The organism is Bacillus sp. RE35 (assembly GCF_052146655.1).
In the GTDB taxonomy this organism is placed as follows: Bacteria; Bacillota; Bacilli; order Bacillales; family Bacillaceae_G; genus Bacillus_A; species Bacillus_A cereus.
In genome coordinates, this window is record NZ_CP197377.1 from 3,552,075 (window position 1) to 3,578,038 (window position 25,964).

Below are 25,964 nucleotides of genomic sequence, written 5' to 3' on the forward strand. Positions count from 1 at the left end.
TACTATAAAATGTAGACAAACTATACAATGTACGTTGTCCAACAAAATTCCGCACATATGAGAGGGGTTTATAAAACTATGCGCTACGTTATCATAACAGGAACTTCACAAGGTTTAGGTGAGGCAATCGCTACGCAATTATTAGAAAAAAATACAACTGTCATCTCTATTTCTAGAAGAGAAAATCAAGAGCTTACAAAACTTGCAGAGCAATATAACAGCAATTGCATTTTTCATTCCCTAGATCTTCAAGATGTACATAACTTAGAAACTAACTTTAAAGAGATCATTTCATCTATTAAAAAAGACAATGTATCCTCTATTCATTTAATTAATAATGCGGGTACAGTTGCACCTATGAAGCCAATTGAAAAAGCTGAAAGTGAACAATTCATTACGAACGTTCACATTAATTTACTTGCACCTATGATTCTTACATCTACATTTATGAAACATACGAAAGACTGGAAAGTAGATAAACGCGTTATTAACATTTCATCTGGTGCAGGAAAAAACCCTTACTTTGGCTGGGGCGCTTATTGTACAACGAAAGCTGGTGTAAATATGTTTACACAGTGCGTAGCAACTGAAGAAGTGGAAAAAGAATATCCAGTAAAAATCGTCGCTTTTGCACCTGGCGTTGTTGATACAAATATGCAATCACAAATTCGCGAAACAAATAAAGAAGATTTCATAAATTTGGACCGCTTCATTGCATTAAAAGAAGAAGGAAAACTATTATCACCTGAATATGTTGCGAAAGCTATTCGTAACTTACTAGAAACTGAGGACTTCCCTCAAGGCGAGGTTATTAGAATCGATGAATAACAAAAAGGCGTGCTAAAATAGCACGCCTTTTTGTTCTACTTCTCTAAAAATATAAGCACAGACTCCGCAATTTGCTCATAACCAATTTCTTGATAAATTTTATTCGATGTCGGATTCGCTAAATCAGTATATAACGTAGTCGTCTTGTACCCTTCATCTAACATACGTTGACTAAGTGCCGCTACACACTTAGATGCGTATCCCTTTTTCCTTGCTTCTTTCGGCGTATATACAAAATTAACTGTTATATTATTTTTAGTTGGTCTCGTTTTTGCAGCTACAGAAACGAGTTTCCCATCCACTTCCAAACCAAACAGTCGATTTGTAGTTATTAATGTATATGCAGTTTGTTTTGCTTCTTCTTTCGTAGTAGGAAGCTTTACATCTTCACAAAATTGATATATCCACTGTTCTATTAATGGTAATTCATCATTATTTACCGCTCGAAAAAGTCCATTCGCATTACACTTCTTCTTTACTCTGTTCAACTCATACACACCTTGCTCCATTGCAACATTCATTTTCTTATTTTCTAATACCGCAATCTCTTCCGCTAATTTCTGTACAATTTTCTTATTACCGATCAATCCAGGAATATCCGGATATACTTTCGTTAACTCTTTTGCAAGTTCCTCAATAGCTACTCCCGAAATTTCAGAAGTTGCAACAATGATTTGTTTCTTCTCTTCTGTTTGCAGAAATACAACCGCAATTTCTTCTCCTTGTTTCGCTATCCCCATAAATGTTGGTTGTTGGACCATTTGTAATACACCTAATATGAGATTGTTTTCCTGCTCATTCTTTTCTAGAAATGGTGTAACATCTTCTTTAAAATGAAAAATCTCTTCATATACATGTAATTGAATCATCGACAATCTCTTCTCTCTATTTATATTTTAATTAAGTATTGGCGATTAATTCATTAAATCCCTCTTTTACGATTCAATAATATTCAAAGCTAATGTATTCAAAGCATTTTCAGCTTGTAAAATTCTCTGTTTTTCCTTTTCAAATACATCTTCTTCTTTTCGAAATGACTCTTGTCGATTTTTAATCATACGATTCATTTCTTTTTTACTCGGTCCACCGTATACATTTCTTTTTTGAATAAAAGCTTCTGGCGATATAATTTCTTTCCACTCTTTTTCTAATAAATTTATTTTAAAATGTTCTTGCAAGTACATATTTACCTCTTTGAAGTGTAATTCATGTAGTTCTTTTTTCTGCTCCAATGACATATTTGCAATAGCACTTGCTGCATGATGAGCATGCCGAAATGGAATTTCATAGTTTTTTGTTAAAACATCGGCGAAATCCGTTATCGTTATTGCATGTTTATAGGAACGACTTTTTAACGTTTCTTCTTCTACTTTCATCGTTCGGATCACTGCATTCATCATACAAAAAACACGAATTGCCTTTTCAATCCCTTTATATAAATATGGCTGCAAGTCATCTTCCGTATCGACAATATCACCAAATGGTGTATTATGAATCATTTGAAATACTGTAAATGCTTCTCCTAAAGCACTACTTGTAATTGCACGAGCGTGTTCAATTGAAACCGGATTTCGTTTTTGCGGCATAATACTACTGATTTGTACATATGGCTTTGCAACAGTAATACCGTCATATTCTTTCGTTGCTAACAACAAAAAGTCATGAATCCATCTACTCGTATTCGTCATCATTACCATAAGTAGCGAGCTAACTTCTAATAAATAATCCGCTCCAGCAACAGCATCATATGAGTTCTCAATTACATTTGTAAATCCAAGTAGATGAGCAACTCGTTCTCGTTTAATCGGGAAACTTGTTGTAGAGAGTGCAGCTGCCCCCATTGGAGACTGATTTAAAAGCTGGTACGTTTTTTTCATTCGTTCTAAATCTCTTTGCATCGTATCATAAATTGCTAACGTATAATGACCAAATGTTGTTGGCTGTGCTGGTTGTGTATGTGTATAAGCTGGCATGATCGTTTCCTTATGATCAACGGCAAGTTGCAGTACACTTTCTTGCAATAACAAATGATGTTCTATTAATCGTAATACATATCGCCTTAAACTCATGCGATACATCGTTACGCCCATATCATTTCTACTTCTACCAATATGCATATTACTTACAAAATCGCATTTCGCTTCTTGAGAAATTAAATGTTCGACTAAAAAAAAGAGATCTTCATGCTGCTCTGTATAGAGCAATTGCTCTTCTGGAATTCCCTCTACCTTTTTTAATGCGTGTAATATAACTTTAGCTTCTTCCTTTTTCATTAAATTTTCTTCCGTCAGCATCGTAATATGTGCTTTATGCACTTGAAACATATCTTTCAATAAGTAATTTCTTTGAAAATGAAATACATGTTGTAATACACAATCCACATATGTTTTCCCAGGGAAATCAGCGCCTTCACTCTTTATAAACTCTTCTTTACTTTGTTTCATCACCTTTTCCCCTCTCACCTAAGTATTACTACCCATCATACCCAGAGATAGAAAAAAAGTGCTTGTACATAAAAATAAACTCGGTGCTCTCTGCACCGAGTTTATTTAATAAAAGTCGCATCATACTTATCACTTTGCAACACTTGGAAATGTAAGTTTGCTAAATGTTTCCGTATTTCTGCACTATCGTCTTCATTTAAATTATTTGCCAAAAACACAATCTCCGTACAGTTTCCACGTTTATCCATAGCGTAAACTGCTTTTGTAACCGTCCATGGTGTATAACCATTTTTTTGCCCAGCATGTCTAAATGTTTTACGGTATTTCTTGGCACTCATGTCTGTTTCAACGATATTTGCCCACACTTTTTCTTCAGCTTCTGTCAAGCCACCTTTATGGTTTGCCTTTTGAAGTAATACCATATAATCATTTGCAGAAGCTGCTGGTAATCTATCTGACCAAATTTTGTCGTAACGTTCCTCTAAATAAAGCGGAATTTCCTTCTGTAATAATGGTCCCTTCTTCTTTAAGCGTTCATGAATAATCATCGCATATTCACGATATTGCTCTTGAGACATTTCTTTTAACTTTTTCTCTATTTTATATTTTGGAACATGTAATTCTTTATGCAAATATCCCGGGATATACAAAGATGAAACGATTGGAAATAGTGGTTGATGTGCAGGAAGTGATAAACTTTGTAAATTTCGATTGATGTTATCTAATCCTAACAATTCCATTAAGTATTCAGCATTTGCATTCGAACTAAACTTAACCATTCCTTTTGCCACTTCTTCTAAAGAAACCGCTCCTTCAGTTATCTTGCCCGTTTTCTCCAAATACTTTTGCCATCTATCTTGTGCACCACCATCTGTATTCGGCACATAATAGCGATTCACATCATTAATCGACACGAAACTAGAAGAATCAATTTTCCCTTCAGTAACTTGTTTCGTATATTCAAGCGCCACAATTAATTTCATCGTACTAGCAACTGGCAATACAACATTTGGGTTTACAGAATAAACAACTTTATCATTTCTCTTTACTAGAAGCGCACTATTTTTTTCATCTTTATGTTCTTCAATAAAAGATGCAATATACTGTGCATCATCATTATTTGAACTCCACACTTTTTTCACTAAAAAGTTACCCGATATTAGCAAAACAAAAATACCCACAATTACTGCGCATACTATAGTTTTTTTCAAGTAAAATTCCTCTCCTATTGTGTAACTCTTCTCTATTTATCATTTAAAAACAAAATAATGAAGATGGTCATTTACATAACCATCTCCATTATTTTAACTTGTATGCTCCTATTATGTCTACGTCATAAATTTCACAAAATCCTCAAGAAACTTTTTATAATGTAACGACCAACCAATTCGCACCCAATTTTTTAATGCTTTTGCATCAGGTTGAGGCCGAAAATCAGCAATACTCTCTCCTTTTGCAATTCCAGCTGTATCTACATCGACACGACGATATACATAATCTAAAAGGGATGGATTTGCCGCAACCATCATTGTAACGACGTCATGTACTGGACTTCCTTTTATTTTCGGATTTAACTTTCTATAAGCTTTATAATAGTACGTAAATATCGGCTCGATTAACTTATTAAAACTCGTTTTAGAGTGTTTCGTAATATATTTTACCATTTCCGGTGTAATAATTGCTTCAGATGTAACGTTAAGTGGCACTAATGTCACATTTTTGGCATTTTGCATAACTAATTGTGACGCAATGGGATCACCATGAAAATTCGCCTCTGCGACTGGTGTTACATTGCCAGGCATTAAGAAAGCACCGCCCATTATATAATATTCTTTCACATACTTCATCATCGGCTTTTCTAAAATAAATGCTGTCGCTAATGTTGTTGATCTACCAGCATCGACTATTATTAATTCTCCTTTATATTTTTCAAGAAGATCAAAAAATGTACAAAAAGGCTTTATATTTGGTGAAAAAGTTTTTGGAGGTTTAATTGGCCCTAAACCGTCTGTCCCATGAATTTCTGGATAATACGTCGTAATATCTCCGGATAAAGGAATTTTCGCACCATTAATAACAGGTATATCTTCCCGTCCTGCCATTTGCAATAAATATGCGGCATTACTTGTCGCCTTTTCTTGTGTTACATTTCCATATCCCGTTACTACACCAACAATATCAATATCAGGATGCAACAATCCATACATAATTGCTAAAGAGTCATCAATTCCTGGGTCTCCTAAAAATAACACTTTTTTCATCGACCTCAACTCCATCCCCTCAGTTGTTATTAATTTATGAATAACCGTGGATATACAGAATAAAAAAGAACAAATTCATACGAAAAAACGCAGTCTTATAAGGACTACGTTCTTCAGCTAACCTATACTGTTTTTTTTACAGCACTCATACTTCCAATAACATAAGCGATAAACGCAAAACAAATCGGGAAGACAACTGTATGTATACCGAACGGATTTGGATAGAAAAGATGAATACACATATATGAGCCTACCCCAACTAAAATAGACGCAAGCGCTCCTGTAGCATTTCCTTTCCTCCAATATAACCCTAATACGATTGGCCAAATGAATGCTGCTTCTAATCCACCGAAAGAAAATAAATTTAGCCATATTAAAAAATCTGGTGGTTTAATCGCCGCTGCATAAACGAGTAGTCCTACAATACCAGTAATCCACAAACTTCCTTTTTTTATCGTACTGTCTGCTGCATCTTTATTTATGTAATTTACATATATATCTTTAATAATTGACGAGCTTACAAGTAATAATAAAGAGTTTACTGTAGACATAATCGCTGCCATCGGTGCAGCTAAGAAAACTCCAGCTAACCAAGGAGGTAACACTTCCATCGCAAGTAGCGGCATTACTTTATCTGGTACCGTTATACCTGGAAGTACTACTCTTGCAAATACACCAGTTAAATGCATACCGATCATAATTGTGCCAACGACAACGGTTCCAATTATTAAAGCTTGATGCATCGCTTTTGAATTTTTATAAGACATGGCACGCACGCTAATTTGCGGTAAGCCGACAACGCCAATTCCAATTAAAATCCAAAATGATGTAACATATGATTTCGTTAAACTGCCATCTGCTCCGAATGGTGTAATTAACTTTGGATTAATTTGAACAAGTTCCTGCATAATCTTTTCAATTCCACCACCAGCAATGACAGTAGCAATTAAAATGATTGTCGTTCCAACTAACATAATGATTCCTAATAATGTATCTGATAGAGCAACTGCACGAAATCCACCAATTAATACGTACACAAGTACAGAAAAAGTAAATAAAAATAGTGCTGTTGTATACGATAGACCAGTTAGTGACTCGATTAATCGTCCACCACCGACCCACTGGGCTACTGTCGCTGAAAATAAAAAGATAATAATACATAACGCAGAAAGTATAACAACTGCTTTATTATTGTATCTCCCTTTTAAATAATCGATAAGAGTAATTGCTTCCATCTTCCTAGCGATAATTGCAAACTTTTTACCGATAACCGTTAAAACGATATAGCCTGTTACAACTTGAATCGCAGATAACAGTACCCATCCAAGACCCATATTGTAAGCAATACCAGGGCCACCAATAAAGCTACTTGCACTACCGTACGTAGCAATCATTGTCATCGCTAATAATAAACCGCCTAGCTCACGCCCACCAAGAAAATATTCTTGTAAAAATTTATTATGAGCAGTTGCTTGCACACGTCTTGAAGCATATACACCAATTAAAAATACAACGATAAACGAAATTATCATTGGAATGATTACATACCAATTCATCTATTATTCCTCACTTTTTTCTTCCTCATCGAGTGAAATATCTTGAAATACAAAACGAACAACTAAACTAAGTAAAATAACCATAACGATAAATCCAACGATACAGCTATAAAAAAACCATGCGGGAAAACCTAATACATATGTATATTCATTCGGATTTTTACTACCAAGCCCATAAGCAAATCCGTACCATATTATAAAATTAATAATAGCAAGTCCAAGACCAATTAACGCTTCTCTATGGGCTATTCGAAAGCGTGGATCATCATGATAATCTTTCATTTTTACCCCTCCTCTCACGATGTATTATTGTACCATTGTTCTTCTAGTTTTTCCTACTAGAAAGCAAAAACAAGCAGGATTTTTTATAATCATATAGAAGATTCTCTTACATTACATATTTTTTACAATTGTAACACAAATGAAATTTGAATTTTCAGTATTTCTTAATTATGATTTTAATTAGAGGCTTTCCATCTAGTTTCCACATCCTTGATTTCGGAATAAGCGCCGTCTCGTACTGCGTTTACATTATATTTTCAAGGGGGTTATACAATGAGTCAACTAGCTGTAAATCTTCATGAAAAGGTAGAGAAATTTCTTCAAGGTACAAAAAAGTTATATGTGAATGGATCTTTCATTGAAAGCGCTTCCGGTAAAACATTTAAAACACCTAACCCAGCAACTGGTGAAACACTTGCCGTCGTTTCTGAAGCTGGTCGCGAAGATATTCATAAAGCTGTAGTCGCAGCTCGTATGGCTTTTGACGAAGGTCCTTGGTCTCGTATGAGCACCGCTGAGCGAAGCCGTCTCATGTACAAGTTAGCTGATTTAATGGAAGAACATAAAGAAGAGCTTGCACAGCTCGAAACATTAGATAACGGAAAGCCAATCCGTGAAACAATGGCAGCAGACATACCACTTGCAATTGAGCATATGCGCTATTACGCTGGATGGGCTACGAAAATCGTTGGTCAAACAATTCCTGTTTCCGGTGATTACTTTAACTATACACGCCATGAAGCTGTTGGTGTCGTTGGTCAAATTATCCCTTGGAACTTCCCGCTTCTTATGGCAATGTGGAAAATGGGAGCAGCGCTTGCTACAGGATGTACAATCGTTTTAAAACCTGCAGAACAAACTCCACTATCTGCTCTATACTTAGCTGAATTAATTGAAGAAGCTGGATTCCCGAAAGGTGTTATTAATATCGTACCTGGATTCGGTGAATCAGCTGGACAAGCTCTCGTTAATCATCCACTCGTTGATAAAATTGCATTTACCGGTTCTACTCCTGTCGGTAAACAAATTATGCGACAAGCATCCGAAACATTAAAACGCGTTACACTTGAATTAGGCGGTAAATCACCAAATATCATATTGCCAGATGCTGATTTATCTCGCGCGATTCCTGGTGCACTTTCTGGTGTTATGTTTAACCAAGGACAAGTATGCTCTGCTGGATCACGCTTATTTGTTCCGAAGAAAATGTATGATAATGTCATGGCTGATCTCGTCCTCTATTCTAAAAAACTAAATCAAGGTGTCGGTCTTAACCCTGAAACAACAATTGGCCCTCTCGTTTCCGAAGAACAACAAAAACGTGTAATGGGCTACATTGAAAAAGGGATTGAAGAAGGCGCTGAAGTCCTTTGCGGAGGAAGTAATCCATTCAATCGAGGCTACTTCGTTTCTCCTACAGTATTCGCTGACGTAAATGATGAAATGACGATCGCAAAAGAAGAAATTTTCGGTCCAGTTATTTCTGCAATACCATTTAACGATATTGATGAAGTAATTGAACGTGCAAATAAATCACAATTCGGCTTAGCGGCTGGTGTGTGGACAGAAAATGTTAAAACAGCACACTATGTTGCAAGTAAAGTACGTGCAGGTACAGTATGGGTAAACTGTTATAACGTCTTTGATGCAGCATCTCCATTTGGAGGATTTAAACAATCTGGTCTTGGCCGTGAAATGGGATCTTACGCATTAAATAACTATACAGAAGTAAAGAGCGTTTGGCTTAACTTAAATTAATGAGAAAGAACCTGACCTACCTGGTCAGGTTCTGTTCATTATGTATTCCTTTAAACTTGCAGTCCTCCGCTCACATTTAATACTTCACCTGTAATATAAGATGCGTATTCTGATGCTAAAAAGGCTGCTGCGTTCGCAATATCTTCTGGCGTTCCAATTCTACCAACTGGAATAGCGCCAACCATCTTTTCTTTCACTTTATCTGGTATCGTTTTGGTCATATCTGTATCCATAAACCCCGGACAAATCGCATTACAAGTAATACCGAAACTTCCAACTTCTTTCGCTGCTGTTTTCGTTAATCCTACAACTCCTGCCTTTGTAGCCGCATAATTTGCTTGACCTATGTTTCCTTCTCTACTAATTGAAGATATATTAATAATGCGTCCATACCCTTGTTGTCTCATGTAAAGAAGCGCGGGTTGCATACAATAAAAAACTCCAGTTAAGTTCACTTGTAATACTTGTTCCCAAGCAGACTTCTCCATTTTATGTAACATTGCGTCTCTTGTAATTCCAGCATTATTCACCAAAATATGTAATGTACCAAATTTTTGAACCGCATATTCAATTAACGACTTTGCTTCATTTTGATTACTCACATCACATCGATATGAGCACACTTCATATCCTTCATCTGATAACTCACGTGTCGTTTTTTGTAGATTTTCTTCATTTACATCGCTAATTAATACTTTCGCCCCTAGTTTTGCATAAACCCTTGCAATCTCTTTTCCAATTCCCTGTGCAGCTCCTGTTACAACAGCTGTTTTCCCATTTAAAAACTCCATTCCTATCCCCCATTTCTATTACTTATACTGTATATTTCGGCTCCTTGCTTTCCAATTCCTCTTTGTATAAAAAAGTCTATTTGTGTCAAACTAACTTTGCAACGTCGCATAAACGCAAGGAGATTGTGTCGAATGAACAAAAAGAATTTCAAACAAAGCAAAGCAACTGATGGCATTGATGTTGAGTTCTCTCGCGAACTCGCTGACCACAATGACTTAGAAGCAAACGCACGTGCAAATGCCGCTGATGCACGTCAAAAGCGCCAATCAACCGAAAAATAAGGTACATCACAACCTTATTCTTTTCAAAAGGGACCTACTACCCAACAAAATAAACCGAGAGACATCTCTCGGTTTATTTTCTATATTTTTTTGCATAATGAGCCAAAGTAAGCAATGGATATATATGAGCATAACTATGATAACGAATATAAAACCCACCTGGTAAACCTGTTCCAGTAGGATATTTTTCATTTATATAAGAGTTGGAGAGCAAATATGAAATACCTTTTCGAATGACTGGCGTTTCTTTATCATAGTAAGAAATGAGGGCATCTAACGCCCATGCTGTTTGGGATGGTGTACTAAATGGCAAAGTAACAAATCTTTTTTCCACACTACTTTGGCAAGATTCTCCCCAGCCACCATCTTCATGCTGTATATGTTCAAGCCATAAAGCTGCTCGTTTCACTGATGGATCGCTAGATGGTATTCCTAGTGACCGTAAACCAGTCAACACTGCCCACGTACCATATATATAACAAATTCCCCATTTCCCATACCACGATCCATTTTCCTCTTGTACATTCATTAACCAATTTATCGCACTTTGTTTTTGTTTCTCGGGCAATTCATTTTGCGTATACGTTCCGAAAAATTCTAATACTCTTCCTGTAATATCTGGTGTAGAAGGATCTGTAATCATATCACTTGCATTTTCGATTGGTAAATTTGCTAATATATGGCTCGTTACCCCTTTTTCAAAAGCCCCCCAACCACCATCATTATTTTGCAATCCTTTAACCCAATTAACCGCTCGCTCCCAAGCAGTGTCTACATTTTCGTTCCCTCTACTTCGCGCCAATGCTCTTAACGCAGCAGTTGTATCATCAACATCTGGAATCGTCGTATTCACATCCGAAAAGCCCCAACCACCCGGGAAGAGATCCGGTGCATGTACACTCCAATCTACTTTCTTCGTTTGCTGTTTTCTTAGTAAATATGCTGATGCATTGTGAATCACTTTACTTGCTTTCGGAACTTGAGCTTCTTGCAAAGCATAACTGAGTAAAGCTGTATCCCATACAGTTGATGGAGAGTTTTGCAAATGGCTCCCTCTCTCCATCTTCCATATATAAGATGTGATTCCCGTTATAGCTTTTTGAATAATTGGTGATTGAATAGAATGTCCTAATGCAAGTAAAGCATAAATCATATAAAACGAGGCAGTTGCGTAGCTATATAATGTTCCATTTTCATCAATACGCTCTTTCATAAAACGTTCTACTTCCTCATATCCTTTATGATGCAAAGAAAGTGGATACGTTATAATTTTCTTCACGTCACTTACTAACGTTTGAAAAACTGGAGACCGATCCTCCCGAAACCATTCTCCGCCCCCGCCTGCAATGTGATTTAAATTTGGCAATAACTTTTTCCCTACTCGAAATCTTTTATTTAAACACAACATCATCGGAATTAAATGAATACGTGCTGAGCTACTCAGTTCAAAAATACTGAGAGGGGAATCATTCTGCAGAAACATAATTGGTGTTGGCAAATGAAAGAGAGAAGGATATTCATATTCTCCATGAATCGCTAATAAAAACTTCGTCATAAAATGAGCACGCGCTACCCCACCGCGCTCATTTATAAACATTTCCGCTCGCTTCATATTCACATCTTCTTTTGTATATTTTTCCGATGCAAGTAAGGCAGCATAAGATTGAATTGTAGCAGATAAATTACCACCCACTTCATCTTCATACAATTTCCATGTTCCTTCATTTGTTTGGAGTGATGCTAATCTTTTTACAAACGGTTCTATCTCTTTATCTTTACCTAATAATTTTAATAAAAAAATCATATGACAATCTGTTAGTGGCGCTCCTTCAAAACAAAACCGCCACGTACCATCTTGCCGTTGCATTGTTTGAAGTGCAGTTGTTCTTCTCGCTATTTCTTCATGCACTTTTTCATATAATAACAAGTTGCTCACCCACCCTTTCGAAATCCGTATAACGATATTCAAAAAGGTAGCTGAATATGTATAAAAACAAAGAAAAGCAGAACATATAAAATGTTCTGCTCATAAACAATACCCTACTCCGACAATAATCCCTAATAAAGCACCGACTACTACTTCATACGGTGTATGCCCAACAAGTTCATTTAACTTCTTATATTCTGTTTCTCTACCGTGAAAAAAATCATTCAATATTTTTGCTTGTTTACTTACTGCAAGCCTTACTCCTGAAGCATCATACATAACAATAATGGCAAAAATTGTAGCAACCGCAAACATCGAGCTTTCCACACCTTCCACTACTCCAACTCCTGTAGCAAGCGCTGTAACTGTTGAAGCATGAGAACTTGGCATCCCACCTGAAGCAAAAAACTTTGCAAAATCAAATTCACCTGTTTTAACTAATTTGAAGACTACTTTCGTTAATTGTGGTAAAAACCATGAAATTACAGCTGCCATAAGCGGATCATTATGTAAAATTGTTTCCATGTTCTCAGCTCCTTACTGACTATAATGGAAATTCTATATAATATAAGTATAAAGAAAAATGCGTAGAAAATACTACGCATTATGATACTTTTGCTGATTTATTTTTTATAAATTTCGGTTGTTTCTGCACTAAAAACTTAGTCTTCGCTACCGAGAATACAAATAATGCAACCCATATACAGAAAAATGCAATCATATGAGTAGATGTGAAATGTTCACCAAATACGAATACACCTAAAATTAAGCTAATTGTTGGTGCAATATATTGTAAAAAACCTACCATATAAAGTGGAATAAGTTGGGCTCCTTTTGCAAAATAAAAAAGTGGTAGAGCTGTAACAATACCTGCTCCTATTAATAGTAATGTCGATAACATTGAAATAGATCCAAATGAGCCGAAACCATGGGCGCCTGTCATAACAAGGTAAATGATTGCAAGCGGTGTCACTAACATCGTTTCCATCGTAAGTCCAATTGTAGCATCATAGTTTAACAGTTTTTTCGTTAATCCGTATAATCCAAATGAAAAGGCAAGTGAAAGAGAAACCCACGGAATAGATCCGAAACGCACTGTTAAAATGATAACCCCCACTCCAGCTAAACCAACTGCAACATATTGCCAGAAGTTTAACTTTTCCTTTAAAACGACTGTACCAAGTAAAATACTAATAAGCGGATTAATATAATAGCCAAGACTCGCTTCAATAACATGATTATGATTAACGGCCCATATGTAAACAAACCAGTTTCCGCTAATCAAGACTGAAGCTATTGTTAATGACATTAATAATTTAGGTCGTTTAAAAAGATTCACAAATTCCCCAATAAACTGACGAAACCTCTTCGTAACACCTAATACGAGTAACATAAAAACAAATGCCCAAACGATGCGGTGTGCTAATATTTCATCTGCTGGAACTTCCTCAACCCATTTCCAATAAATCGGTAGGATTCCCCACATCGTGTAAGCACCAGCCGCGTATAGTATCCCTTTTTTTTGCTCTGCTGATTGACTCCCCATCTTCCTTTTTCTCCTCTTCTCATTTTTTCTCCATTATACGGTCTCACATGCTCACTTTACCAATAATCAATCTGCATTTCTTTCGACATTTCTCATACAACGAATAATAAACATACCGTTATTACAACAAGTAACGGTATGCCGAAAACAAATTTCTTTTTATGAGTTTTATGATGAAACATATACATGCCGATCCAAGCTCCAACTGCTCCTCCAGCTGCCGCCGATAAAAACAACGTACTTTCTGGCGTTCTCCACTGTTTCTTCTTTGCTTTTCGTTTATCAAGCCCCATAAGGCTAAAAGCTATAACGTTAATAATAAGAAAATAAATCCATTTCATCGCTTTCTCTCCTTATGAAAAATTCGATTAATAGTAACACGAAAAAACGACGGAAACAACTGAAGAACTCTTTTTATCCAACTAGTTTCATTCCTTTTTCTTAATTAGTTACCTTCATATTTACATAACCAACTAAAATCGCAGTTAAAGCATTTAATATAGAAAAATGTTATGAGTAGAATCTTATATTTCATTACATTCATCCACTACCATATCATCAAAAAAATTGCTCTCAATCACTTTCTCATCAAAACGAAGAACTACAATTAGCCCTACATATAAAGAAACAAAATTTAAAAACCATTCCCCATTCTCATCTTTCTTAGCTAAGCATTTAAATATCTCTTGAAATTGCACCCGCTCGTCTGCAGCAACAATGTGACGTACACCAAAATATTTCAATACAAGATTCAGCTTCAGCTGTACGGATAATGATAAAATATATTTTAATAGCTTCGTATACTCTGCACTATCTTTTTGACTATACAACTTCACAAGCTTTGGATGTAAATTCGAAATCGATAATTCCTCGTCAGTCACTCTAGTTACTTCTATCGTTTCAATCATCTTTTTCATATCCATCACATTCACCCCTTCTGAAAAAATTCTAAAGCCAAAGAGTACTTAATTCAAAATGTACAACAATTGTGCGTTTCTCGTCTCTCGTTCTTCCTCACTGACTAAATCATACTTTTTTAGGAGGTGAAAAACATCATTTAATAATTTCTGTGAATGAATACCTTGCAAAAAACTCTTTAACTCTTTAAAGATCCCTTCAGGTAAAAAATTCTTTTGACTTTCAAGCTTATTCATCACATCTTCAATAGAATGATCAATGTTACATACCATACTAAACTTCCCCCTCTATCCTCTATAAATAATATCCTCAGCTAACGATGTAAACACTTCTCCAACAAGAGAATCTTCATCATATACAGATGAACCATTATTTTCTTCACGTTTCGCAAAAGGTATTTTGACAATTACTTCTGTTTGCAATTGTTCTGCAAGCATTTCGCCGCCGCCTTTTCCGAAGAGATAATTTTTCGATCCATCTTCTTCTTCATAATAAGCCATATTTTCCACAATACCTAAAATCTCATGCTTCGTATGTTTTGCCATTACACCAACTCTTGAAGCAACGAATGAAGCTATATTGTGCGGAGTTGTAACAATTATTTCTTTCGCTTGCGGAATCATCGCTGCAACATCAATCGCAACATCTCCTGTACCTGGTGGTAAATCAAGTAATAAATAATCTAATTCTCCCCAGTGCGTATTCGCAAGGAAATTTTGAATCCATTTATTTAGCATCGGTCCGCGCCACATCACTGGGTTATTTCCTTCTGTAAAGAATCCCATCGACATGATTTTAACACCGTGACTAATGACTGGAATTGCCGTTTGATCAATCATCGTTGGTTTCTTATTCGTTTCCATCATAGCTGGAATACTAAAACCATATATATCTGCATCTAATATCCCCACTTTTTTGCCCATACGAGCTAGTGCAGTTGCAAGATTAATTGTCACCGTTGATTTTCCAACTCCGCCTTTTCCGCTCGTTACAGTAATAAAACGTACTCCTGAATCCGGGCGAAGCATGCTCGGCATACCAGTTTCTGTTCTAGTATTTCGCTTTAACTTCTCTGTTAAAGCTGCACGTTCTTCTTGTGTCATAGAACCAAATGTTACCTCCACTTTAGAGGCACCAATTGCGTGAAGCGATTCTTCAATATCTTGTTGAATTTTTGCTTTTAACGGACAACCTTGGATTGTTAGTACTACTTCAAGTTTAACCTCTGTTCCGTTCATTTGTATATTTCTAACCATATTTAATTCTACAACACTTTTGTGTAACTCTGGATCCTCTACATGTTTTAATGCATTCATTATTTGTTCTTGAGTAAGCATAGAACTCATCCCTTCTCTTATTCTAATTTATATACAACATTTTCTTGGCACTTCATCTGGTGAAAAAGCTTATTATCCCCCGCTAACGGGTGGGATTAATGCGACTATATCTCCGGCTTTTATCATCTCTTCATTTATTACAAACTCTTCATTAACAGCCACCATCACTTTATCCAGCGATTGTAAACAATAGCTGGCTTTGAGCCATTCTTTTAATTGCTGCACTGTCATTTCTTGCTTTTCTGAAATTACTAATCGATCCGATCCAACTTCCTCACGCAAATTTGCAAACAGTAAAATTGTAATCATTTTCTCATTCTTCCTTCTTTGGTTTTCCTTCTGGATAAGGTGTGTTTTCAAGTTGATCTCCAACCCACATCGTTCCATCTTCCCAAAATTCTTTTTTCCAAATTGGAACGATTCGTTTTATACGTTCAATCGCGTACTCATTCGCTTCATAAGCTACTTTACGATGCGGTGATGAAACTGCAATGACTACCGCAATATCCATTATTTCTAGTCGCCCTACACGGTGCGTAATTGCTACTTTTGCATCCAGCCATCTTTCACTAATTTCTTCACCAATTCTCATAAGTTGTTTTACTGCCATCGGTTTATATGCTTCATACTCTAAATGTAGCGTTCGTTTTCCTTTTGTTAATTCTCTCACCGTACCAATAAATGTTGTAATCGCACCTGCTTCCCTTCTTGCGACTTTATTCGTTACTTCTTCAACTAAAATCGGTTTATCTACAATCTCAAATAGCACTTGTCCCATTAAAACCACCTCTCACTTTATGAAATGTCCAAGGCCATTCACTACCTTCGTTATCTTCTAATAAAAGAACATCGACAAACATATCTTTTTTATATCCTCTTGTCCCGCCCGGCAATACGATAAACGCGTTGGATTCTGCCAATGAAGAAACTGAGCTAGATTTATCAAACCCTGATGGATAAGCGATTAATTTCCCCTCATCATATTGCAATTTTGCTCGTACAAATCTTGTAAATGGATTCGGTTTTAGAAAATCTTCTCCTAATAACGCTTTTTCTCTTTTTAAATGTACTTTTTCACTAAACATATACGTCCGAATACACGGTCTTACGAATAATTCAAACCCTACGTAACAAGCTGATGGATTCCCTGATAAACCAAATAATAACTTGCCATTTAATTGTGCTACAGTCGTAACACTTCCTGGTCGCATTGCAACTTTATTAAAAAGAACAGATGCACCTAACTTTTCGTAAATAGCTGGTAAATAATCATAATCTCCTACTGATACACCGCCCGTTGTAATTAACATATCTACTTGGCCAAGCGCTTCTTTCACAGCTGTAAAACACGTATTAAAATCATCACTAAACTTCCCAAAATATTTTACTCTTCCGCCCGCTCTTCGAATTTGAGACAATATCATGTACGTATTACTGTTTCGGATTTTCCCTGGCTGTAATGAATCATTGACATCCAGTAATTCACTCCCAGTCGCTAACAGTCCAATTACAGGCTTTCTCGCAACTGGTACTTCACTATAACCGAATGTAGCAAGAAGAGCTGAAATACCTGGATTAATGTACGATCCCTTCTTTGCAAGAACTGTTCCTTTACGAGCATCTTCACCTTGAAAAGAAATATTGTCGCCCGTTTTGAATGATCGCTTCACTTCCATATAATTGTTGCCATTCTTCTCATATTGACGAGTCAGCTCTAACATAACAACCGCATCACACCCATTCGGAATTTGTGCTCCTGTCATAATTCGAACTGCTTGAAATGGACCTACTTTCTCATGGAATAGCGATCCTGCACCAATTTCACCCACTACTTCAAATACAATTGGCGTTTCATAACTTGCTAAATTAGTATCTTCTGCTCGAATAGCAAATCCGTCATACGGCGAACGATTAAATGACGGTACATCATGGTCAGCTACTAAATCCTCTGCTAATATACGTCCATAAGCTAATTCAATTGGTAATAGCTCCTTTAAGCCCTTATCAGCAAATCCCATCACTTTACGAACAGCTTCTTCAACCGTAATTGGCACTCTTCTTTCCATTGTTGACACCCTCTCTATTAACCGAATACGCGATAATATAGTTGTTTCGCTTTCGAAATATCATTTGTACCATGAATAAAAACACGACCATCCCGAAAAAAAACGATGCGGTAATCATCGAATTGGCAAGATAGTAAATACGGATTCCGATCTACTTTTCCCAGTTTTTTTAATACTTTTTCTATATCATCAAAATTGTATTTCCTATTGTCTACTGTTCTAATTTGAACTGTATTTCTTCCGCATAAAACAGCTGCTTTCGTTTGATTTTCGTATGATAAATAAGGATAAGTTCGATTCAAACCGCATGAGAGACAAGCGTCTGTTTTTATTTTCCCTAATTTTATAAAATGATTTTGATTACTCCATATATCAAACATGAAAAATGTTTTTCTAATTGCTGAGAAATCTTCCACTAAAATTTTGAGCGCTTCTGCCACTTGATATGCTGCGACGATTTGAACAGTCGGGCTAATAATCCCAGCAGTATCACACGTCACACCTGTAACAGGGATATTTTTCAGCATACAATGTAAACACGGTGTCTCTTGCGGAATAATTATATAACTCATACCATATGATCCAACGCAAGAACCATATACCCACGGAATATTATGTTTTTGTGATAAATCATTTATTACAAATCGAATATCAAAATTATCTGTTGCATCAATGATTACATCTACATTTTTTAATAGACCTTCCATATTTTCTGAAGTTGCATCCATTACGAAAGCATGTATTTGTACTTCCGAATTAATTTGTTCTAGCCGATTTTTTGCAGCAATTGCTTTCGGCATTTTCTCTCTCGCATCTTGTTCAGAGTACAATTGTTGCCTTTGTAAATTACTCCATTCAACGTAGTCACGATCGATAATCGTCAACTTACCAACACCTGCACGTACGAAACTTTCGGCACTTGCACTTCCTAATGCGCCTGCCCCTACAATTAACACATGTTTATTTCGAATTTTTTCTTGTCCTTTACTCCCAATTGGTTTGAACAACTGTTGTCGTGAATACCGATCAGCCATTACATACCCTTCCTCTCAAGAACTCTATTTCATATTAGAATGTTGTTTCTGATAACAAGCAAAGTAAGCAAAACCAACAAACCCAGCTCCTCCAATTACATTTCCGATAAAAACAGGAACAAAATTTTTAGCCAGATCCATCCACGTTAGATGACCAGCAAAAATAACAGCGGAAATGACAAACATATTTGCTACTACTTGCTGAAATCCAATCACTACAAATGCCATAATTGGAATCCAAATTCCGATGATTTTCCCGACAAAATCACTCGTCCCGTAAGCGAGCCAAAGAGCAAGACAAACGAGCCAATTACAACCAATTGCTAAAATTAAAGTTCTCCCAAATGATTCATGTAACTTCCCTTCCGCTATCGCTACCGTTTTATTTAAATACTCTCCCTCTGTTAATCCGCCAAGATGTCCAAAGCAATACGCAACGAAAATTGCCCCAATAAAGTTCATGAGAGTAATCCAAACCCAGTTATTCAGTACACTTATTAATGTAATTTTCTTTGCATAAAGCGCCATAGACAGTGACATCATATTTCCCGTAATTAATTCTCCTCCTGCTAATACTACGAGCATGAGTCCAACAGGAAATACTGCTCCTCCTAAAACATTCACTAGACTTCCCCAGCGCTCAGGTAAATTCCCTAAAACTCGAATGTTAAGTAAAAAACCTATCGCAATAAACGCTCCTCCTAAAAAACCGAGAATAAGCATCGCTGGCAATGTCTGTCTTACTTTTTGAACACCGGCCTCAATGACAAGCTCAGCAATTTGTTCCGGCTTATGAAATGCCATTACCCATTCCTCCATTTTCTCCAAATAAAAAAGCAGCTTCAAAAAACCTCCTCAAAATAAAGGTTTTTGAATGCTGCTTAATTTCTCTGCACATCTTTTACAGAGATATCAATCATCACTTTTACTATAAAATAGAAAATCCACAACTCTTGTAAATTTTCCATTTTTCACTATGACGCTAGCTTTATATATTAACCACCGATATGTGACATTTCAATTTTAGGTATTGTTTTCTTATTTGTATGATTTAAGCGTTCATCTGAATAACGATCTTCCCTATTATTCCATATATCGCGTACTACATCTGTAATGTCCTCATCTGTATGTTCAGAACGAAGCAATTCTCTTAAATCATTTCCTTTAGAAGCAAATAAGCAAGTATATAATTTTCCTTCTGCAGAAATACGAGCTCTCGTACATGATGAGCAAAAAGAATCTGTTACTGATGAAATAATACCTATTTCCTCATCGCTTCCTATATAACGATACCTAGTAGCCACTTCACCAGAATAATTTGCTTCTATCCGTTCTAACGGCATAACTTGATGAATCGTATCTACTATTTCTTGTTTAGAGACGACCTCTTTTAAATCCCAACCATTATAATTTCCAACATCCATATACTCAATAAAACGAAGAATATGCTTATTTTCCTTAAAATATTGCGCCATCTGCAAAATGTCCTGTTCGTTTTTTCCCTTTTGAACGACCATGTTTATTTTAATTTTCATTCCAACTTCAGCTGCAGCCTGTATTCCTTCCAGAACCCTTTGCACTTTGCTCCTATTACCATTTAAATAGAAAAACCGCTCTTCTTCTAAGGAATCTAAGCTAACTGTTACACGTGATAGTCCCGCCTTATATAAATCAGGAGCAAACTTTTTAAGTAACGATCCATTGGTTGTTAAACCGATATCTTCTACACCATCAATTTTATTAAGGCGCTCAATAAGCTTTGGAAGCCCTCTTCGAAGTAACGGTTCTCCGCCTGTAATCCGTAATTTTCTCACACCTAAAGAAACGAAAATACGTGTTATCCTTTCAATTTCATCAAAAGATAAAATTTTATCATTAGACAAAAACGAGTAATCAGGACCAAATATTTCTTCTGGCATACAATATCGGCAGCGAAAATTACAGCGATCAGTAACTGAAATACGTAAATCCTTTAACGGACGTTGCAACTTGTCTAATGTAACTGATTTCATCTTCATTGCCTCACTTTTATTTTATATTTAAAACACGTTCTGGATGGGTATATACATTTAAGGAGTGATTACGAATAAATCCTATTGTCGTAATACCTAAATCTTCCGCTAGTTGCAAAGCTAACTCAGTTGGAGCTGATTTTGATAGTATAATTTCACAACCGATTTTTGCAACTTTCAATAATATTTCCGAAGAAATACGACCACTAAAAACAATGATTTTATCTTTTATAGAAATATCGTTTCTTAAACAATAACCGTAAATTTTGTCTAGTGCATTATGCCTACCAATATCCATTCGGCTTAAAATAATACCATTAACATCACATAAAGCTGCATTATGAACCCCACCAGTACGATGAAACGTATCCGCAGATTGCTGCATTTCTTTCATTAACCGAAAACAATCATCGGCAGCAACCTGTACATGGACACCCCTCATTTTTTTTGCACTTAGTGCATCATTTGCAAAAACAAACCCTTGCCTACTCATACCACAACAAGACGTAATATAGCGTTTATTTTGCATTTGTTCATAATACGGATTTACTTTTGTCGTTGTTACATGCACAAATCCTTCTTTCTCCTGCACCCATACACTATCAATGTCTTCATACTTCCGAATGATTCCTTCAGACGCTAAGAAGCCTATTACCATATCTTCTATATATTCTGGAGTACTAACCATTGTAACAAACTCCTGTCCGTTCATTTTAATGGTGACAGGAAACTCTGTTACAATGCTGTCCTCTATATGTTTAAATGCTCCTTGTTCATAACGAAAGATTTCTCTTTCTACCTGTATCGGTTTCACGATCAGTATCCTTCTCTCACGTTATATTTTTATCAAAAACAAATACAGAAACTGCAATATCTTCTTCTACTTTCATATCTGAAAACAAATTCACTAATTTCGCTCCAACAAGTTCCTCCAAATGTTCACGGGAATTCGCAGCATACACTTCTTGAATCATTTTCGTTCTAGCCATATGAACCATTTCCGCACCGTCCATCGTACTTGAAATAAATTTTTCAGTAGGTGTTAAGTTTCCATAAAGAGTCGCTATAGCCATATTTTCCGCAAAAACAGTATGAATTCGTTCTGGTCCTTTTCCGAAAAGTTCCTTTCGAAGTTTTCGTATCATATCATTAAATTCATGTACTTTTTTTGACATACAATTATACCTCCCAAAAGCCTCATTTTACTCTATTATATATTTTACCAAAATGAGCCTTCCGCCCAAACTATTTCCTACAAATATTTGGGCGGAAAGGTTCACTTCATGAAGTTTATTCGTCTTTTAACCCTTTCCCCATACCTTTTAAGAAATGAAGCCCAAACCCGATAGCACGGTTAATATCTGGGTCTTTCAATACTTTCATAAGATCGAATACCCCTACTTTTTTATTACTTTCTAGATGTTCATTACCTTCTTCTAGCCCGACTAATAAACTACCTATAAGCTTTTTCGTAAGTTCTGGGTCAAGTTCAGTTAACGCACCTGCAGCGCCCATCATATTATTAATTAAATTTGTAACAGGCTCACGAGTTACTTGACCTAGAACAATTTTCGCAATTGGTTCTTTCGCTTTTAGCATTGAATTTGCAGCTTCTAGCATTCCAATGTCATTTAATTCCCCTACTATATTAAACATCTGATTTAGAGCTTCTTCATTATTAGTTAGAAGCTCTTTTAAATCATCTAACTTTTGCTGTTTTATTTCTTCCTCAGTTAATTCTTGTTTTTGAATCATTTTTATAGGTGCAGCCATAGTTTTCTCCTCCTACTTATCCGTTAAATGCACATATCCTGGACGTGCCCACTTACGATGTACCTCAATTCCAGCTTGAGGGTGACGTTTTTTATTGCGTGGGTTCGCTTTTGGCATCGGATTTTCGCCATCAACTTCTAATACTTCCATACGTACTTTTGTTTGTTTATACGCAGGTGTATTCGTACGTACATCCACAGCAGGACCTGTTAAGAAATTAATTGCCGTTTCGTTATCTGTAGAGTTCATCGGTAAATATAACTCATTCGCTTTTACACGATCTGTAACGAGTGCACGTAATTTTAATGCTCCAAAAGGAGAGACAAGACGAACTAACGAACCTGTTTTTACGCCACGTTCTTTTGCAAGGTCTGGAGAGATTTCAACGAAAACACCAGGTACTTTCGTTTGAATACCTGTTGATTTATTTGTCATATTCCCTTCATGGAAATGCTCAAGCATACGACCGTTGTTAATGTGAAGGTCAAACTCAGCTGGAAATTCAGCTGGACGTACCCAGTCAGCAATCGCAAAACGAGCCTTTTTATCTGGGAAGTTAAATCCGTCTTGGAACAGAAGTGGTGTATTCGTTCCATCAAAACTTCCCCAATGGAAACTGTTCCATCCTTCAAGCACTTCATAGTTCGCTTGCGAGAACAATGGTGATAAACTTGCCATCTCAGCAAAGATTTCACTTGGGTGGCTATAATTCCAGTTTGCACCTAGTTTATTCGCAACTTCCTGGACGATCCACCAGTCTGGTTTCGCATCTCCTAGCGTAGGAAGAACTTGATATAATCTTTGGACACGGCGCTCTGTATTTGTGAAAGTACCTTCTTTCTCAAGAGATGGCGCTGCTGGTAATACAACATCTGCATATTGAGCAGTTTTAGAAAGGAAAACATCTTGCACAACGAAGAAATCAAGGCTCGATAACACTTCATGTACATGATTTGCATTAGAATCTACAAGAGCCATATCTTCTCCGACAAGATACATTGCTTTCATTTTTCCTTCGTCAATTGCGTGAAGCATTTCGATATTATTAAGACCTGGTTCACTATCAATTTTCACTCCGTAAGCAGTTTCAAATTTCGCACGTTCCATTTCGTTAGTAACGTGCTGATATCCTGGAAGCCATCCTGGTAAAGTACCCATATCACAAGCACCTTGTACGTTATTGTGGCCTCGAAGTGGGTATGCGCCTGCTCCTGGACGACGGTAGTTCCCTGTTGCAAGAAGTAAGTTTGAAATTGCAGCGGAAGTATCAGAACCACCTGTATTTTGCGTTACCCCCATACCCCAAAGGATACATGTACCATCTGCATCACGAATCATTCCAGCCATTTGAATAAGCGTTTCTTTTGAAATGCCTGTTACTTCTTCTGCATATTCAAGTGTATATTCCTCTAGGCTTTCTTTGAAATCTTCAAAGAAGTTTACATTCTCATTAATGAATTCCTGATCATGCCAACCTTGATCAATCATATATTTCGTAACAGCCATTAACCAAACTTGATCTGTTCCTTGTTTTGGACTAATAAAGACATCTGATCGCTCTGCCATTTCGGTTTTACGAAGATCAGCTACAATTAACTTTTGTCCGTGTAATTTATGTGCACGTTTAATACGTGTAGCTAGAACAGGATGACCTTCTGTCGGATTACATCCTACAATAATAACAAGACCAGATTGCGCAATATCTTTAATCGTTCCGGCATCACCGCCCATACCAATTGTACGGAACAAACCATCCGTTGCTGGTGATTGGCAATAACGTGAGCAGTTATCAATATTATTCGTTCCAAATACTTGTCGAGCTAATTTTTGAATTACATAATTGTCTTCATTTGTAATTTTAGAGGAAGAAATAAATCCGATAGAACCTTTACCGTACTCTTCTTTAATAGCGCCTAATTTATTTGCAACTACATTCAGTGCTTCTTCCCATGTAGATTCAACAAACGTTCCATTTTTACGAATTAAAGGTTTTGTTATTCGTTCTTTAGAATTTACGAAATCCCAACCAAATTTCCCTTTTACACAAGTGGAAATTGCGTTAACTGGTGCATCTGAAGATGGCTGTACTTTAAGAATTTTACGCCCCTTCGTCCACACTTCAAACGAACAACCTACACCACAAAATGTACATACTGTTTTCGTTTTCTTCGTACGAGTATCACGCATGGCCGCTTCCACTTCTGATACCGCAAAAATACCGCTATATCCAGGCTCAACTTCTTTAATTAAATCTACCATCGGTTCAAGAATATCTGGTTTTAATCCCGTCATAAATCCAGCTTCACCGAGCATCGTTTTCTCCATTAAAGCGTTACAAGGACAAATCGTTACACATTGACCACAGCTAACGCATGAAGAATCATTAATATTTACTCCTTCATCCCAAATAACTCGTGGGCGTTCCGCTTCCCAGTCTATCGATAACGTTTCATTTACTTGTAAGTTTTGACACACCTCAACGCATTGACCGCATGCAATACATTGATTAGGATCATAGCGATAAAACGGATGCGTCATATCAACTTCACTTACATCTACTTTCGGTTCATACGGATATTTTTGATGTTCAATTTCCATTAATTCTGCTGTATTATGCAGTTTACAGTTCCCATTGTTGTTGTCACATACTGTACAGTATAATAAATGATTTTCTAGTAACCGATCCATCGCCTCTGTTTGTGCTTCTTTTGCGCGAACAGAAGCACGTTCAATGTTCATACCTTCCGTTGCTATCGTCGAACAAGAACGCATTAACTTTCCGTCAACTTCTACAATACAAGTGTCACATGTTTGAATAGGATCTACTTCTGGCACGTAACAAATTTGCGGATGTTCAATCCCGTTCTCATTAATAACACCCAATATCGTTGAACCGGGCTCCGCTGTATACTTTTTTCCGTCAATTGTAATATGAACCATGTTGTTATTCATGGTCTTTCCCCCTTTTTGAGAATAAAAAAACTCCACCACGAAAATATACGCACCACATTTCGGCACGTTATTATCATGGTGGAGTAGTTTATTAGCACATCTTGCTAAAATACCAATCCATTTATTCATAAATAAAACGATAGAGTCATAACAGGTCATATCACGATTCCATCTTTAACACTATAATTATAGCGTTA

The 25,964-nt window shown here is 36.5% G+C and carries 27 protein-coding genes; 3 read left to right on the plus strand and 24 right to left on the minus strand.

Translation table 11 applies throughout. The annotated features are described in order from the left end of the window. The first annotated feature begins 78 nt into the window (after nucleotides 1-78). On the plus strand, nucleotides 79-828 hold the full coding sequence (locus ACTL4X_RS18050; RefSeq protein ID WP_001271070.1) for a (S)-benzoin forming benzil reductase: 750 nt from the start codon (nucleotides 79-81) through the stop codon (nucleotides 826-828). A gap of 35 nt (nucleotides 829-863) precedes the next feature. Here the strand turns inward: ACTL4X_RS18050 and ACTL4X_RS18055 are convergent, their stop codons facing one another. The 6 genes from ACTL4X_RS18055 to ACTL4X_RS18080 all read right to left on the minus strand — a co-directional run bounded on the left by ACTL4X_RS18055 (nucleotide 864) and on the right by ACTL4X_RS18080 (nucleotide 7,371). After that, a complete protein-coding gene (locus ACTL4X_RS18055; RefSeq protein WP_000615384.1) occupies nucleotides 864-1,697 on the minus strand; it encodes a GNAT family N-acetyltransferase in 834 nt (277 codons plus the stop codon). A gap of 66 nt (nucleotides 1,698-1,763) precedes the next feature. Further along, a complete protein-coding gene (gene argH / locus ACTL4X_RS18060) occupies nucleotides 1,764-3,272 on the minus strand; it encodes an argininosuccinate lyase (protein WP_000813988.1) in 1,509 nt (502 codons plus the stop codon). A 101-nt stretch (nucleotides 3,273-3,373) separates the two neighbouring features. Next, nucleotides 3,374-4,483, minus strand: coding sequence for a serine hydrolase (locus ACTL4X_RS18065; protein WP_000751366.1), 1,110 nt, complete (start codon nucleotides 4,481-4,483; stop codon nucleotides 3,374-3,376). 117 nt (nucleotides 4,484-4,600) lie between these two features. Then, nucleotides 4,601-5,533 (minus strand): nucleoside hydrolase, encoded by a 933-nt coding sequence (locus ACTL4X_RS18070; protein WP_000756458.1) that lies wholly within the window; start codon nucleotides 5,531-5,533, stop codon nucleotides 4,601-4,603. A gap of 122 nt (nucleotides 5,534-5,655) precedes the next feature. Further along, nucleotides 5,656-7,089 (minus strand): sodium/pantothenate symporter, encoded by a 1,434-nt coding sequence (gene panF, locus ACTL4X_RS18075; RefSeq protein ID WP_001104820.1) that lies wholly within the window; start codon nucleotides 7,087-7,089, stop codon nucleotides 5,656-5,658. A gap of 3 nt (nucleotides 7,090-7,092) precedes the next feature. Beyond that, complete coding sequence (locus ACTL4X_RS18080) at nucleotides 7,093-7,371, minus strand: YhdT family protein (RefSeq protein WP_000656239.1); 279 nt, start codon at nucleotides 7,369-7,371, stop codon at nucleotides 7,093-7,095. A 273-nt stretch (nucleotides 7,372-7,644) separates the two neighbouring features. Here ACTL4X_RS18080 and dhaS point away from each other — a divergent pair, with 273 nt between their 5' ends. Further along, complete coding sequence (gene dhaS / locus ACTL4X_RS18085) at nucleotides 7,645-9,129, plus strand: aldehyde dehydrogenase DhaS (RefSeq protein WP_086401819.1); 1,485 nt, start codon at nucleotides 7,645-7,647, stop codon at nucleotides 9,127-9,129. Nucleotides 9,130-9,179: 50 nt separating this feature from the next. Here the strand turns inward: dhaS and fabG are convergent, their stop codons facing one another. After that, nucleotides 9,180-9,920, minus strand: a complete 741-nt coding sequence (gene fabG / locus ACTL4X_RS18090; RefSeq protein ID WP_000395038.1) for a 3-oxoacyl-ACP reductase FabG — start codon at nucleotides 9,918-9,920, stop codon at nucleotides 9,180-9,182. A gap of 132 nt (nucleotides 9,921-10,052) precedes the next feature. Between fabG and ACTL4X_RS18095 the strand changes: the two genes are divergently transcribed. Then, the gene (locus ACTL4X_RS18095; protein ID WP_001035815.1) at nucleotides 10,053-10,202 is read left to right on the plus strand and encodes a YfhD family protein; all 150 of its coding nucleotides are present in this window, start codon (nucleotides 10,053-10,055) and stop codon (nucleotides 10,200-10,202) included. 73 nt (nucleotides 10,203-10,275) lie between these two features. Here ACTL4X_RS18095 and ACTL4X_RS18100 read toward each other — a convergent pair whose 3' ends face one another. From ACTL4X_RS18100 to fdhF, 17 genes are all read right to left on the minus strand, one after another. Further along, nucleotides 10,276-12,129, minus strand: a complete 1,854-nt coding sequence (locus ACTL4X_RS18100; RefSeq protein WP_137396605.1) for a terpene cyclase/mutase family protein — start codon at nucleotides 12,127-12,129, stop codon at nucleotides 10,276-10,278. A gap of 99 nt (nucleotides 12,130-12,228) precedes the next feature. Further along, nucleotides 12,229-12,654 (minus strand): divergent PAP2 family protein, encoded by a 426-nt coding sequence (locus ACTL4X_RS18105; RefSeq protein WP_441394936.1) that lies wholly within the window; start codon nucleotides 12,652-12,654, stop codon nucleotides 12,229-12,231. 79 nt (nucleotides 12,655-12,733) lie between these two features. After that, complete coding sequence (gene rarD / locus ACTL4X_RS18110) at nucleotides 12,734-13,675, minus strand: EamA family transporter RarD (protein ID WP_000535539.1); 942 nt, start codon at nucleotides 13,673-13,675, stop codon at nucleotides 12,734-12,736. A 92-nt stretch (nucleotides 13,676-13,767) separates the two neighbouring features. Then, a complete protein-coding gene (locus ACTL4X_RS18115) occupies nucleotides 13,768-14,016 on the minus strand; it encodes a DUF1294 domain-containing protein (RefSeq protein ID WP_000871349.1) in 249 nt (82 codons plus the stop codon). A gap of 183 nt (nucleotides 14,017-14,199) precedes the next feature. Next, complete coding sequence (locus ACTL4X_RS18120) at nucleotides 14,200-14,598, minus strand: hypothetical protein (RefSeq protein WP_000367296.1); 399 nt, start codon at nucleotides 14,596-14,598, stop codon at nucleotides 14,200-14,202. A 42-nt stretch (nucleotides 14,599-14,640) separates the two neighbouring features. Next, nucleotides 14,641-14,865 (minus strand): hypothetical protein, encoded by a 225-nt coding sequence (locus ACTL4X_RS18125; RefSeq protein ID WP_000227056.1) that lies wholly within the window; start codon nucleotides 14,863-14,865, stop codon nucleotides 14,641-14,643. 15 nt (nucleotides 14,866-14,880) lie between these two features. Then, nucleotides 14,881-15,930 (minus strand): P-loop NTPase, encoded by a 1,050-nt coding sequence (locus ACTL4X_RS18130; RefSeq protein WP_242228550.1) that lies wholly within the window; start codon nucleotides 15,928-15,930, stop codon nucleotides 14,881-14,883. Nucleotides 15,931-16,002: 72 nt separating this feature from the next. Beyond that, nucleotides 16,003-16,239 carry a molybdopterin converting factor subunit 1 gene (gene moaD, locus ACTL4X_RS18135; RefSeq protein WP_000628499.1) on the minus strand — a complete coding sequence of 79 codons (237 nt, stop codon included), beginning with the start codon at nucleotides 16,237-16,239 and terminating at the stop codon, nucleotides 16,003-16,005. 4 nt (nucleotides 16,240-16,243) lie between these two features. Next, a complete protein-coding gene (gene moaE / locus ACTL4X_RS18140) occupies nucleotides 16,244-16,708 on the minus strand; it encodes a molybdopterin synthase catalytic subunit MoaE (protein WP_000531881.1) in 465 nt (154 codons plus the stop codon). Then, nucleotides 16,689-17,996: a molybdopterin molybdotransferase MoeA gene (locus tag ACTL4X_RS18145; RefSeq protein ID WP_000442200.1), complete on the minus strand. Its 1,308-nt coding sequence runs from the start codon at nucleotides 17,994-17,996 to the stop codon at nucleotides 16,689-16,691. The genes moaE and ACTL4X_RS18145 overlap by 20 nt, the downstream gene beginning before the upstream one ends. 17 nt (nucleotides 17,997-18,013) lie before the next feature. Beyond that, nucleotides 18,014-19,030: a molybdopterin-synthase adenylyltransferase MoeB gene (locus ACTL4X_RS18150; protein WP_000785259.1), complete on the minus strand. Its 1,017-nt coding sequence runs from the start codon at nucleotides 19,028-19,030 to the stop codon at nucleotides 18,014-18,016. 24 nt (nucleotides 19,031-19,054) lie between these two features. Then, nucleotides 19,055-19,834 (minus strand): formate/nitrite transporter family protein, encoded by a 780-nt coding sequence (locus ACTL4X_RS18155; RefSeq protein ID WP_000863998.1) that lies wholly within the window; start codon nucleotides 19,832-19,834, stop codon nucleotides 19,055-19,057. 191 nt (nucleotides 19,835-20,025) lie between these two features. Next, nucleotides 20,026-21,042, minus strand: coding sequence for a GTP 3',8-cyclase MoaA (gene moaA / locus ACTL4X_RS18160; protein ID WP_000844124.1), 1,017 nt, complete (start codon nucleotides 21,040-21,042; stop codon nucleotides 20,026-20,028). Between the two features lie 16 nt (nucleotides 21,043-21,058). After that, nucleotides 21,059-21,856, minus strand: coding sequence for a formate dehydrogenase accessory sulfurtransferase FdhD (gene fdhD, locus ACTL4X_RS18165; RefSeq protein ID WP_000802690.1), 798 nt, complete (start codon nucleotides 21,854-21,856; stop codon nucleotides 21,059-21,061). 16 nt (nucleotides 21,857-21,872) lie between these two features. Then, nucleotides 21,873-22,217: a DUF2294 domain-containing protein gene (locus tag ACTL4X_RS18170; protein ID WP_000039582.1), complete on the minus strand. Its 345-nt coding sequence runs from the start codon at nucleotides 22,215-22,217 to the stop codon at nucleotides 21,873-21,875. Nucleotides 22,218-22,332: 115 nt separating this feature from the next. Further along, nucleotides 22,333-22,815: a DUF1641 domain-containing protein gene (locus ACTL4X_RS18175; protein ID WP_000729897.1), complete on the minus strand. Its 483-nt coding sequence runs from the start codon at nucleotides 22,813-22,815 to the stop codon at nucleotides 22,333-22,335. A gap of 12 nt (nucleotides 22,816-22,827) precedes the next feature. Next, nucleotides 22,828-25,767, minus strand: a complete 2,940-nt coding sequence (fdhF, locus tag ACTL4X_RS18180; protein ID WP_001063638.1) for a formate dehydrogenase subunit alpha — start codon at nucleotides 25,765-25,767, stop codon at nucleotides 22,828-22,830. Nucleotides 25,768-25,964: the final 197 nt, after the last annotated feature.